At 52.7% G+C, this 13,352-nt stretch carries 10 protein-coding genes; 4 read left to right on the top strand and 6 right to left on the bottom strand.

From position 1 onward, the window contains the following. Window positions 1–21: 21 nt before the first annotated feature. Together ACJHYR_RS18680 and ACJHYR_RS18675 are read right to left on the bottom strand one after the other, a co-directional pair. Window positions 22–342 (bottom strand): PTS fructose-like transporter subunit IIB, encoded by a 321-nt coding sequence (locus ACJHYR_RS18680; RefSeq protein WP_000161265.1) that lies wholly within the window; start codon window positions 340–342, stop codon window positions 22–24. Window positions 343–356: 14 nt separating this feature from the next. Next, window positions 357–1,436 (bottom strand): PTS fructose transporter subunit EIIC, encoded by a 1,080-nt coding sequence (locus tag ACJHYR_RS18675; RefSeq protein ID WP_001004446.1) that lies wholly within the window; start codon window positions 1,434–1,436, stop codon window positions 357–359. A gap of 308 nt (window positions 1,437–1,744) precedes the next feature. Between ACJHYR_RS18675 and ptsP the strand changes: the two genes are divergently transcribed. The 4 genes from ptsP (at window position 1,745) to ACJHYR_RS18655 (ending at window position 6,982) form a co-directional block, all read left to right on the top strand. Continuing rightward, the gene (gene ptsP / locus ACJHYR_RS18670; protein WP_059327818.1) at window positions 1,745–4,246 is read left to right on the top strand and encodes a phosphoenolpyruvate--protein phosphotransferase; all 2,502 of its coding nucleotides are present in this window, start codon (window positions 1,745–1,747) and stop codon (window positions 4,244–4,246) included. Between the two features lie 11 nt (window positions 4,247–4,257). Further along, window positions 4,258–4,920, top strand: coding sequence for a fructose-6-phosphate aldolase (gene fsa, locus ACJHYR_RS18665; protein ID WP_000424838.1), 663 nt, complete (start codon window positions 4,258–4,260; stop codon window positions 4,918–4,920). Window positions 4,921–4,930: 10 nt separating this feature from the next. Then, entirely contained in the window at window positions 4,931–6,034 is a 1,104-nt protein-coding gene (gene gldA / locus ACJHYR_RS18660; RefSeq protein ID WP_000373992.1) for a bifunctional L-1,2-propanediol dehydrogenase/glycerol dehydrogenase, read from the top strand. 330 nt (window positions 6,035–6,364) lie between these two features. Continuing rightward, complete coding sequence (locus ACJHYR_RS18655; protein ID WP_000647907.1) at window positions 6,365–6,982, top strand: DUF1287 domain-containing protein; 618 nt, start codon at window positions 6,365–6,367, stop codon at window positions 6,980–6,982. 26 nt (window positions 6,983–7,008) lie between these two features. On the opposite strand, the gene yijE is transcribed toward ACJHYR_RS18655, so the two are convergent. The 4 genes from yijE to ACJHYR_RS18635 form a co-directional block, all read right to left on the bottom strand. After that, a complete protein-coding gene (gene yijE / locus ACJHYR_RS18650; protein WP_001306638.1) occupies window positions 7,009–7,914 on the bottom strand; it encodes a cystine transporter YijE in 906 nt (301 codons plus the stop codon). A 92-nt stretch (window positions 7,915–8,006) separates the two neighbouring features. Then, on the bottom strand, window positions 8,007–10,187 hold the full coding sequence (katG, locus tag ACJHYR_RS18645; protein WP_001296626.1) for a catalase/peroxidase HPI: 2,181 nt from the start codon (window positions 10,185–10,187) through the stop codon (window positions 8,007–8,009). A 328-nt stretch (window positions 10,188–10,515) separates the two neighbouring features. Continuing rightward, entirely contained in the window at window positions 10,516–11,406 is an 891-nt protein-coding gene (metF, locus tag ACJHYR_RS18640) for a methylenetetrahydrofolate reductase (RefSeq protein ID WP_000007512.1), read from the bottom strand. A gap of 381 nt (window positions 11,407–11,787) precedes the next feature. After that, complete coding sequence (locus ACJHYR_RS18635; RefSeq protein ID WP_059327819.1) at window positions 11,788–13,341, bottom strand: bifunctional metallophosphatase/5'-nucleotidase; 1,554 nt, start codon at window positions 13,339–13,341, stop codon at window positions 11,788–11,790. Window positions 13,342–13,352 lie beyond the last annotated feature (11 nt).

Below are 13,352 nucleotides of genomic sequence, written 5' to 3'. Positions count from 1 at the left end.
CCTTACGGGCGGGATAAGAACTTAAGCGGTTTGTGCCAGGTGAGCTTCAATTTTGCTCATAATGGCATCAGCGCGTTTTACCGCGTCGCTGATGTTGACGCGCACGATGGTCTTGCCAGCAAAACGCTCTTCAAACTTGATGCCGATATCTTTGGTCAGAATCACCATATCGGCGCTCGCCACGTCTTCCGCTGTCAGTTCATTTTCCAGACCAATTGACCCCTGGGTTTCTACTTTCACTTCCCAGCCTTTCGCTTTCGCGGCACTTTCCAGCGCCTCTGCCGCCATATAGGTATGGGCAACACCAGATGGACACGCGGTTACTGCAATAATTTTCGTCATGGCTCGTTCCTCAATTAATTAATTTCAAAATCCAAATCCAGGTCGTCTTCTTTTTCATCAGTCGAAGACCCATTTTTACGCGCCAGACTTTTCAGCACGTTCACGCAGACTGCCGTCACCACTGCTCCGACAGCCACTGCTGCGATATAACCCAGCTTGCCTTCAACCACCGGCAGCACAATCAGACCACCCCAGCCTGCATAGCACTGTGCACCGACCAGTGCCGCAGTTACCGCACCACAAACTGAACCGACCATGATGGAAGGAATAACACGCAGCGGATCGGCAGCGGCGAAAGGAATCGCCCCTTCAGTAACCCCAACGCACCCCATCACCAGCGCCGCTTTACCGGTTTCGCGCTCTTCTGCGGAGAAATTTTTACGACCAATCAGCGTCGCCAGCCCCATCCCCAGCGGCGGAATACAAATACCCACGGCAGCAATGGCCACCACGGTATAAACACCCTGAGCAACGCAAATCAGCATGAAGGCATAGGCCACTTTGTTAACCGGACCGCCCATATCGAACGCCAGCATCAGGCCCATGATCACCGCCAGCATAACAATGCTGCCCTGCTGCATCCCCTGAAGCCACTGAGTCAGGCTGTTGGTCAATGCCCCCACAGGCTCGCCCAGCCCCCACATCATGATGCCTGCGGTAATCAGTGTGCCGACGATAGGAATGATGAAGATTGGCATCACCGAGCGCAGAACTTTATGCACCGGAATTTTCTTCAGGTAATGCACCACGATGCCGCCGATAATCCCGGCGATCAGTGCACCAAAGAAGCCCGCACCAAAGCTGTTACCAACCCAGGCACCGATAGCGCACGGAGCCAGCGCAGAACGCTCTGCAATGGAGTAACCAATGTAAGCGGCGAGGAAAGGCACCATCAGCGTCAAACCCGCAACGCCGATATCAAACAGTTTTTTCAGATTCGGATCGGCTACGGCATCCGGCACTGCGCCTTTGCCATACAACATGACGGAAACCGCCAGCAAAATACCTCCCGATACCACGAAGGGAATCATGTGTGAAACGCCCGTCATTAAGTGCTGACGGGTATTTTTCAGGATCTGCACCAACTCATTCATAAGCTGCTCCCGGGCTTGCAAAAGCCCATGTCCATATTTTTGATGGAGGAAACAATAGGCAATCGCAGGCGGAGCAAACAGTGGATAAAAAGGCCATTTACTGGACTTTTGTAATATCAGTACAAAAATGCGATCCGCCTCATAACTTGCGATAACCCGGAAGCATGCCGCAGAACGGTGTCTTGTGAGACGCGTCGCAAATTGACGGTTACATTACATTTGTCCAGCTTTTGGCAGATTTGTCACATGGCAGGCCGTTGCCGTGCGCTCTTATCCTGTAAACAGAAAACCGTACCGGGAGAAAGGCAATGGCCCTGATTGTGGAATTTATTTGTGAGCTACCTAACGGCGTACATGCGCGTCCGGCAAGCCACGTTGAAACGCTGTGTAATACTTTTTCATCACAAATTGAGTGGCATAACCTGCGCACTGACCGCAAGGGCAACGCCAAAAGCGCCCTTGCGCTGATTGGCACCGACACGCTGGCGGGCGATAACTGCCAGTTACTGATTTCCGGGGCCGACGAACAGGAAGCGCACCAGCGTTTAAGCCAATGGCTGCGCGATGAATTCCCCCACTGCGATGCGCCGCTGGCGAAAGTTAAATCTGACGAACTGGAACCACTGCCGGTTTCACTGACCAATCTGAATCCGCAAATTATCCGCGCCCGCACCGTGTGCAGCGGTAGTGCAGGCGGCATTCTGACGCCGATCTCTTCTTTAGATCTCAATGCGCTGGGTAATCTTCCTGCTGCCAAAGGCGTTGACGCCGAGCAATCCGCGCTGGAAAACGGCCTGACACTGGTAATGAAAAACATTGAATTTCGTCTGCTGGATAGCGACGGTGCTACCAGCGCGATACTGGAAGCTCACCGATCCCTGGCTGGCGATACTTCTTTACGTCAGCACTTACTGGCAGGCGTCAGCGAGGGATTAAGCTGTGCCGAAGCGATTGTCGCCAGTGCACACCACTTCTGCGAAGAGTTCGCCCGTTCCAGCAGCAGCTACCTGCAAGAACGTGCCCTGGACGTACGCGACGTCTGCTTCCAGTTACTCCAGCAAATCTACGGTGAGCAACGCTTCCCGGCACCGGGCAAACTGACGCAGCCCGCCATTTGTATGGCTGATGAACTGACCCCCAGCCAGTTCCTCGAACTGGATAAAAATCACCTCAAAGGATTGTTGCTCAAAAGCGGCGGCACCACGTCACACACGGTGATCCTTGCCCGTTCGTTCAACATTCCGACGCTGGTTGGTGTGGATATTGATGCCCTCACTCCGTGGCAGCATCAAACGATTTATATCGACGGCAACGCTGGGGCGATTGTGGTTGAGCCAGGGGAAGCCGTAGCTCGTTATTATCAGCAGGAAGCCCGCGTACAGGACGCCCTGCGTGAGCAACAGCGTGTCTGGCTGACCCAACAAGCCCGTACCGCTGACGGTATCCGCATTGAAATTGCCGCTAACATCGCTCACTCCGTGGAAGCGCAGGCCGCATTCGGCAATGGTGCGGAAGGCGTTGGTTTATTCCGCACTGAAATGCTCTATATGGATCGCACCAGTGCACCGGGCGAAAGCGAGCTGTACAACATTTTTTGCCAGGCGCTGGAGTCCGCCAACGGACGCAGCATTATTGTGCGCACTATGGATATTGGCGGTGACAAACCCGTTGATTATCTGAACATTCCCGCAGAGGCAAACCCGTTCCTCGGTTATCGCGCCGTGCGTATTTATGAAGAGTACGCGTCGTTATTTACCACACAACTACGGTCGATTCTCCGTGCCTCCGCTCACGGCAGCCTGAAAATCATGATCCCGATGATCTCTTCAATGGAAGAGATCTTATGGGTGAAAGAAAAACTGGCGGAAGCCAAACAGCAACTGCGTAACGAACACATTCCGTTTGATGAGAAGATCCAGCTCGGCATCATGCTGGAAGTGCCGTCGGTGATGTTCATCATCGATCAATGCTGTGAAGAGATTGATTTCTTTAGTATTGGTAGTAATGACCTGACGCAATATCTGCTGGCAGTGGATCGCGATAACGCTAAGGTTACTCGTCACTATAACAGCCTGAATCCAGCATTCTTGCGGGCGCTCGATTACGCCGTGCAGGCGGTACATCGCCAGGGCAAATGGATTGGTCTGTGCGGTGAACTGGGAGCGAAAGGTTCCGTGCTGCCATTGCTGGTCGGTTTAGGGCTGGATGAGCTGAGCATGAGCGCACCATCAATTCCGGCGGCGAAAGCGCGAATGGCGCAACTTGATAGCCGTGAGTGCCGCAAGTTGCTCAACCAGGCAATGGCCTGCCGTACTTCGCTGGAAGTGGAACACCTGCTGGCGCAATTCCGCATGACCCAACAAGACGCACCGCTGGTCACCGCCGAGTGCATCACACTGGAAAGCGACTGGCGCAGCAAAGAAGAAGTGCTCAAAGGCATGACCGATAACCTGCTGCTGGCGGGCCGCTGCCGCTATCCGCGTAAACTGGAAGCCGACTTGTGGGCGCGCGAGGCCGTTTTCTCTACCGGTCTGGGCTTTAGTTTTGCCATTCCCCACAGCAAATCGGAACATATTGAGCAATCCACCATCAGCGTAGCGCGTCTGCAAGCGCCGGTGCGCTGGGGCGATGATGAAGCGCAATTCATCATTATGTTAACGCTGAACAAACACGCTGCGGGCGATCAGCACATGCGCATTTTCTCGCGCCTCGCTCGCCGCATCATGCACGAAGAATTCCGTAACGCGCTGGTTAACGCCGCCTCTGCCGACGCTATCGCCAGCCTGCTGCAACATGAACTGGAACTGTAAAAGGAAACATCATGGAACTGTATCTGGACACCGCTAACGTCGCAGAAGTCGAACGTCTGGCACGCATATTCCCGATTGCCGGGGTGACAACTAACCCGAGCATTATCGCTGCCAGCAAGGAGTCCATATGGGAAGTGCTGCCGCGTCTGCAAAAAGCGATTGGTGATGAGGGCATTCTGTTTGCTCAGACAATGAGCCGCGACGCGCAGGGGATGGTGGAAGAAGCGAAGCGCCTGCGCGACGCCATTCCGGGCATTGTGGTTAAAATCCCGGTGACTTCCGAAGGTCTGGCAGCAATTAAAATACTGAAAAAAGAGGGTATTACTACACTTGGCACCGCTGTATATAGCGCCGCACAAGGGTTATTAGCCGCACTGGCAGGGGCAAAATACGTTGCTCCGTATGTTAACCGCGTAGATGCCCAGGGCGGAGACGGCATTCGTACGGTTCAGGAGCTGCAAGCGCTGTTAGAAATGCACGCACCAGAAAGCATGGTGCTGGCGGCCAGCTTTAAAACGCCGCGTCAGGCGCTGGACTGTTTACTGGCAGGATGTGAATCCATCACCCTGCCCTTAGATGTAGCGCAACAAATGCTCAACACCCCTGCGGTAGAGTCAGCTATAGAGAAGTTCGAACACGACTGGAATGCCGCATTTGGCACTACTCATCTCTAAAGGAGCAATTATGGACCGCATTATTCAATCACCGGGTAAATACATCCAGGGCGCTGATGTGATTAATCGTCTGGGCGAATACCTGAAGCCGCTGGCAGAACGCTGGTTAGTGGTGGGTGACAAATTTGTTTTAGGTTTTGCTCAATCCACTGTCGAGAAAAGTTTTAAAGATGCTGGACTGGTAGTAGAAATTGCGCCGTTTGGCGGTGAATGTTCGCAAAATGAGATCGACCGTCTGCGTGGCATCGCGGAGACTGCGCAGTGTGGCGCAATTCTCGGTATCGGTGGCGGAAAAACCCTCGATACTGCCAAAGCACTGGCACATTTCATGGGTGTTCCGGTAGCGATCGCACCGACTATCGCCTCTACCGATGCACCGTGCAGCGCATTGTCTGTTATCTACACCGATGATGGTGAATTTGACCGCTATCTGATGTTGCCAAATAACCCGAATATGGTCATTGTCGACACCAAAATCGTCGCTGGCGCACCTGCACGTCTGTTAGCGGCGGGTATCGGCGATGCGCTGGCAACCTGGTTTGAAGCGCGTGCTTGCTCTCGTAGCGGCGCGACCACCATGGCGGGCGGCAAGTGCACCCAGGCGGCGCTGGCACTGGCTGAACTGTGCTACAACACCCTGCTGGAAGAAGGCGAAAAAGCGATGCTTGCCGCCGAACAGCATGTAGTGACTCCGGCGCTGGAGCGCGTGATTGAAGCGAACACCTATTTGAGCGGCGTGGGTTTTGAAAGCGGAGGTCTGGCTGCGGCGCACGCAGTACATAACGGCCTGACCGCTATTCCAGATGCGCATCACTATTATCACGGTGAAAAAGTGGCATTCGGTACGCTGACGCAGCTGGTTCTGGAAAACGCGCCGGTGGAGGAAATCGAAACCGTAGCTGCACTTAGCCATGCGGTAGGTTTGCCAATAACTCTCGCTCAACTGGATATTAAAGAAGATGTCCCGGCGAAAATGCGAATTGTGGCAGAAGCGGCATGTGCAGAAGGTGAAACCATCCACAACATGCCTGGCGGCGCGACGCCAGATCAGGTTTACGCTGCACTGCTGGTAGCCGACCAGTACGGTCAGCGTTTCCTGCAAGAGTGGGAATAACCTACTCCAAACTCCCGGCTTGTCCGGGAGTTTGAGAGTGCAGGCAAAGTGGCTCACTCGTCACTGCGGGCATGTTTTTCCCCCTCGCCCTTTCAGGGAGAGGGTCGGAGTGAGGGTAAATATTCGCCCCGGAGCTGGCCTGTTCCCCTCACCCTAACCCTCTCCCCAAAGGGGAGAGGGGACTGTTCGAGCACTTTTTATACGTTATCACCCGTCTGAAACTCACACGTTGTTCAGGAATTTTTTATCCGCTTCTGGACATTTTCTCTACAGAACAATCGTTAGCCCGGAAGGTCGAATCTGTGACTCTTATTTTCACGGACGAACCAGATGAAAGCTTCACTGGCGCTGGTCAGCCTGCTAACGGCGTTTACCAGCAACTCCTTAAAATCTCCGGCCGTTCCACCAACCGTGGTACAAATCCAGGCCAACACCAACCTTGCCATCGCAGACGGTGCCAGACAGCAAATCGGCAGCACGCTATTTTACGATCCGGCGTATGTGCAGCTTACCTATCCTGGCGGTGATGTCCCGCAAGAACGCGGCGTATGTTCCGATGTGGTGATCCGCGCCTTGCGCAGCCAGAAGGTCGATTTGCAGAAACTGGTTCACGAAGATATGGCGAAGAATTTTGCTGAGTACCCGCAAAAATGGCAGTTAAAGCGCCCGGACAGCAACATCGATCACCGTCGGGTGCCTAATCTGGAAACCTGGTTTAGCCGCCATGATAAAACACGCCCCACCAGCAAGAACCCCAGTGACTATCAAGCGGGCGATATTGTCTCCTGGCGACTGGATAACGGGCTGGCGCATATTGGGGTGGTGTCAGATGGCTTTGCCCGCGACGGTACGCCGCTGGTGATACATAACATTGGCGCAGGCGCGCAGGAAGAAGACGTGCTGTTTAGCTGGCGGATGGTGGGGCACTATCGGTATTTTGTTAAATAAGCGATCGCCCCACATGAAGAAAAAATTCAGATGTTTTTTACACTGACAGCTTCTTTTTTCTTACGGCTCACCAGCGCCAGTGCCAGCACAATCAGCACAATACCGCTACCTTCAACGGCCCCCGGATTCTCACCGAGCAACCACCAGGAAAAGAGTACGCCGCAAACGGGAACGGCCAGTGTGCTTAAGCTGGCAATACTGGCAGGCAAGTTTTTCAATACAAACAACCATAAGCTCCACGCCAGCGCCGTCGCCAGAATCGCACTGTAGGCCAGAGCCCAGAACACGGTGGGCTGCCAGTCAATTTCACGTTGTGGCACCAGTAAAGCGACCGCACTCATCACCAGCGCCGCATAAAGCATCTGCCAGGATGTTAACGACAATAAATCCACGCGTGGATGGCGGGCGTATAGGCGTTTCGCGACAATCGCGCTCGCCCCCCAACTAACACCGGAGAGGATTGCCAGCAGGGCACTTTTCATCGAAGAGAAATCGAGTTGCCACGGCTGCAACACCAAAAATAAGCCGAAAGCGGCAATCAGTATCGCGAAATATTGCCCACGTCGCAGGCGTTCACCGAGAAACAACGCGGCGAAAATCACCACCCAGAACGGCATGGTATAGCTCAGGATCGCCACCTTCCCCGCTCCTCCGCTAACCAGCGCCCACTGCGCCAGGCCAACCATCCCACAGGTTTGTAACAGGGCAATGGCTAAGGTGTATTTAAACGGTGTCGGGCGCATTCCGCGACCACGTAATAAAAGGACAATGAATAAAACGAGAGCGCCGAAAATGCAGCGTAAGGCGGTGAAGTCGAAGGCACCGATGTAGCTGGTGACTTGCTTCATGAAAATCCAGCTATAACTCCAGATAAGTGTGAGCACAACCAGGCCACTGATTGCCAGTGGGTTGCTCTTTCCTGCGGCAGACATGAGAGATCCAGTGTGTAGTTTTCCTGTGGACACTATACGCCGGTAAAGAAACTTCAGCGACTGCCATCAGGCAGTCGCTGAAGAAGGTCAGATTACAGCAGGTCGAAACGGTCGAGGTTCATCACTTTCACCCATGCCGCCACGAAGTCTTTAACAAACTTCTCGTGGGCATCGCTGCTGGCGTAAACTTCCGCCACCGCACGCAGGACAGAGTTAGAACCAAAGACCAGATCCGCACGGCTGGCAGTGTATTTCACTTCGCCGGTTTCGCGGTCACGGCCTTCGAACAGCTCTTTCGATTCGTCGGTCGCTTTCCACTCGTAACGCATATCCAGCAAGTTCACGAAGAAGTCATTACTCAATACACCAACGCGGTCAGTGAAGACGCCGTTTTTGCTGCCATCGAAGTTGGCACCCAGTACACGCATCCCGCCCACCAGCGCGGTCATTTCCGGCGCGGTCAGCGTCAGTTGCTGTGCTTTATCAATCAGCAGTGACTCGGTGGTAGAAACATCCAGACGAGCGCGGTAGTTACGGAAACCGTCAGCAATTGGCTCCAGCAGTTCGAACATTTCAATGTCAGTCTGATCCTGACGCGCATCAACGCGACCCGGCGCAAACGGTACATGAATGCTCAAACCTGCGGCGCTTGCGGCTTTCTCAACGCCAACCACACCTGCCAGCACGATGATATCCGCCAGCGAAGCTTTGCCAGACTCTTTCTGAATTTTCTCCAGAACTGGCAGAGCACGAACGGCTGCGGCGTTCACATCCCAGTCGCGCTGCGGCATTAATGCCAGACGTGCACCATTGGCACCACCACGTTTGTCGCCACCACGGAAGGTAGAAGCAGACGCCCAGGCCACCGATACCAGTTCGCTGACAGACAGACCAGAATCCGCAATCGCGAATTTCAGATCGATAATGTCCTGCTCGGTCGGGTTGTAGATCGGCTGCGGCAGCGGATCTTGCCAGATCAGATCTTCTTTCGGTACTTCCGGTCCGATGTAGCGAGATTTCGGCCCCATATCCCTGTGCGTCAGTTTGAACCAGGCACGGGCAAAGGCTTCGTTGAACGCCTGCGGATCGTTGAGGAAACGACGAGAGATCTTCTCGAACTCAGGATCAAAACGCAGCGTCAGGTCGGTCACCAGCATTGTCGGTTTACGTTTCTTCGACGGATCGAACGGATCCGGGATAATTTCCGGTGCGTCTACCGCTTCGAACTGGATTGCGCCAGCCGGACTGCGGGTCTGTACCCACTCATACTTGAACAGGTTCTCGAAGAAATAGTTGCTCCACTGGGTCGGCGTCTGGGTCCAGACTACTTCCAGACCAGAGGTAATGGCATCTGCGCCAACGCCGCTGCCGTAAGTGCTCGCCCAGCCTAAACCTTGTTCTTCAATCGGTGCAGCTTCTGGATCAGGACCTACGTTTGATGTCGGACCGGCACCGTGGGTTTTACCCAGCGTATGACCACCCGCAATCAGCGCCACGGTTTCTTCGTCGTTCATGCCCATGTTGCCGAAGGTCGCGCGGATAGCTGCTGCCGCAGAAAGCGGTTCGCCGCTGTGATCCGGGCCTTCCGGGTTAACGTAAATCAGGCCCATCTCGGTTGCGCCCAGCGGTGCTTTCGCCAGTGCTTCCGGATGACGGTGGGTCAGCCAGGCTTTTTCATCACCCCAGTTAACATCCAGATCCGGTTCCCAGACGTCTTCACGACCGGCACCAAAACCGAAGGTACGGAAGCCGGAGTTTTCCAGCGCCACGTTACCCGCGAGGATAAACAGGTCGGCCCAGGAGATTTTCTGACCATATTTCTGTTTGATTGGCCACAACAGGCGACGCGCTTTATCGAGGCTTACGTTATCCGGCCAGGAGTTCAGCGGTGCAAAACGTTGCTGACCACGACCCGCGCCGCCGCGCCCGTCGATTGAACGGTAAGTACCCGCGCCGTGCCAGGCCATACGAATAAACAGACCGGCGTAGCTGCCCCAGTCGGCAGGCCACCACGGCTGAGATTCTGTCAGCAGGGCTTTCAGATCTTTTTTCAGACCGTAGTAATCTAATTTGCTGAATTCTTTGCGGTAGTCAAAGTCCTCACCCAGCGGGTTAGAACGATTAGAATGTTGGTTTAACAGGTCAACACGGAGTTGATTTGGCCACCAGTCGCGCGTGGTTGTGCCCCCACCTGCGCTCTGGTCGTGACCGCCCTGATGGAACGGGCATTTGCCAGTGGCTGTCGTGTTATGGATATCGTCTGACGTGCTCATCAATGTGCTCCCCTCTACAGTGTTACCGTTACGATACACAGCGTTAGAGAGAAGTTATAATTGAATTAATCCACGGATGCGATAGTTGAGATCTTACATATTGTTGGTTAAAGAGATGTAGATCAAATTGATCGTAATTAAGCTTTTTTGATTATGTCCGAATTCGGACAAATGCTTTATAAAAAAGGGTTTTAGCTTTATATCCTTCAAGTAATGAGGGAGAAAACAAGGCTGACACCCTTATTTTCCCGCCCTCATTTCGAGGCAGCATTTTGTGCTCTGTTTAAAATTTGTGATCACTGTGTGATTTTCACAAAAGCCACACTATTTATAAACCAGGTCGAACACCCAGCGTATGGCAAATCGCGTAACTCATTTCAGCACGGTTAAGCGTATAGAAGTGGAAATCTTTCACTCCTTCACGGCTTAAAATCTTCACCATATCCATGGCGATATTCGCGCCCACCAGCTTGCGGGTTTCGGCATCATCATCAAGCCCGTCGAACATTTGTGCCATCCACGCCGGAATACGCACATTGGTCATGTCGGCAAATTTCTTCGCCTGTTTAAAGTTAGATACCGGCAAAATTCCCGGAATGATTTCCACATCAATGCCCGCCGAGACACAGCGGTCACGAAAACGCAGGTAGCTTTCGACATCAAAGAAGAACTGAGTAATCGCGCGGTTGGCTCCGGCATCGACTTTGCGTTTCAGATTAAGCAAATCCGCCTGAGCGCTTTTTGCTTCCGGGTGAACTTCCGGATACGCCGCCACGGAGATATCGAAATCTGCCACTTCTTTTAACAGCGTCACCAGGTCAGAAGCATACATTTCTGGCTTACCACTTCCCGGCGGCAGGTCACCACGCAGCGCCACGATATGACGAATACCGTTATTCCAGTAGTCACGTGCAATGGTGCGCAGCTCGTCGGGCGTCGCATCAATGCAAGTAAGATGCGGTGCCGCTTCCAGACCAGTGCGATCTTTAATGCCTTTAATAATGCTGTGCGTACGGTCGCGCTCGCCGGAGTTCGCGCCATAGGTCACCGACACAAACTTCGGTTTCAGGTTGCTAAGGCGATCGATGGAGTTCCACAGGGTCTGCTCCATTTCACTGGTACGCGGCGGGAAAAACTCGAACGAAACGTTAATCTGCCCCTGGACTTCTGCCAGACTCTGATTCAGGGCATCCCGCTGGCTGGCGTGAAAAAAGCTCATACCTTACCTCATCAATCGCTTGTAGTTATATGTTGTGTTGTGAACATCTATCCATTTAGACGTCCAGATGTAAAGATGAAGGAAAAGCCGAGGGGCGTCAACCGAAAAATGACCAATGATGGTGAGGAAAAATCAGGGAAGTTGAAAAAAACTCATCTTAATTAGAGGCGATAAAAGATTTCTCTATAGCGCAATCCACCTCGCACGTTTTGACTGATATTCTGACAGCACAGCGACACCTGGGCTTATTCGAAAAACAACGTCCTGCCACCGGATGGTGATGCTAAGGCATCTGATTCGGCCTGCGCCCTCGCGTAGGCCGAATACTGGATCTGCAAAATCAACTGGTAACAAACAGATGAATCAACTCAATACGTACTTTTACTTGATATCTTTCACGCGCATACCGTTGATCTGTTCATCCGTGATGGTGTTACCCGCTTTGAAGTAATCAACCACGGCGTGATAAACGTAATAACCGCCCGTTGTGTTACGCGCTTTCCCTTCGGTAAAGGCGGTAAAACCATCTCCACCATCAGCAAGGAAACTCTGAGTAGCAATGTGGTAAATCGTCGCATCTTCAATGGGTTTGCCATTCAGAGCCAGCGTGATTACCCGCTGACCAACCGGCTTACTGCTGTCGTACTTCATTTCCAGGCCTTTCGATACCTGTAAAACGCCATTACTTAAACTTGCGCCGTGTTCCATCAAACTGCGTAATTGTTTACCTGTGAGATCCATCGTCACCAGTTCATTGGGGAACGGGAAGGTACTGATGACGCCGCCCATCGTAATCGCCCCTGCGGGGATCTCATTGCGAATACCACCAGAGTTGGTTAACGCCAATTGGGTGTTTTTACCCGCCGCTACCAGTAAAGCGTCCGCCGCCAGGTTCCCGAGGGAAGCCGATTCACCATAGGCACGTTTTAATTCAACCGGCGATTGCGCGACCGTTTGTTGCACCACTTCATCAAGCTTTTTATTCCAGCCGTCGATCACCTGTTTCGTTTGCGGATCGGGCTTCCACTCGTCGGCGTAAATGGTTTTAAGCTCGAAGTTTTTCACCGTAAAATCATGCGGCTTCTCTTTGTAGTCGAGGACCAGTTTGCCCACATCAATCCCGCCGCTGTCAGTGGAGAGGATGAGCGTATTGCCGACTTTAATCGGTTTCGGCGTACCCACATGCGCATGTCCGGTGATCAAAATATCCAGCCCTTTCACCTGACTTGCCGTCTGAATATCTTTATCCAGCGCGCGACGCACATCTGTGCCTCCCATACTGGACTGGCGGGCCGGAACACCTTCATGGATCAGGGCGACGGTCAAATCAACCTTGCCTTTAAGTTCATCGATATAACGTTGTAGCCATTTAATTTCATCACGCGCCTCAATACCCACTCGCGTTGCCGCAGATACCGTGTCATTAAAGGCAAATACACCGTGCAAACCTATAACGCCTATTTTCACACCGTCTTTTTCGATGATGGTATAGGGCTTATCCCAGAATGATTTACTGCTGTTCTGATAAAAAACATTGCCCTGCACAATAGGGAATTTTGCCTGACTCAACTGTAATAATGTGTTGTCCCAGCCGTGGTCAAATTCATGGTTGCCTATCGTGACGGCATCAAACGGCATAGTATTCATAATATCGATAATAGCCTTACCTTTGTTCAGGCTGCTGATATATGGCCCGGTAAAATAATCACCCGCATCAAAAAACCATGTCGCTTTATTTTTTGCTTTTTCTTGCTTAACCAGCGTAGTGATATTTGCCCAGCCACCAATATCCCGTTTACCGTCAGCGATCCACGGCACTTTATAAGGCTCGACATGCGCATGGAGGTCGTTGGTATAAATGATGGTGACATCTTTGGCGCAAGCCCAGAACGGCAATGTTAATGCGATACCCGCAGCAAGTATTTTAATTTTCATAAATAGTCCCT

The organism is Escherichia sp. WS1450 (assembly GCF_046487395.1).
Lineage (GTDB): Bacteria > Pseudomonadota > Gammaproteobacteria > Enterobacterales > Enterobacteriaceae > Escherichia > Escherichia coli.
Note: the sequence above shows the minus strand (reverse complement) of the source record. Positions and strands in the feature narration are given on the sequence as shown.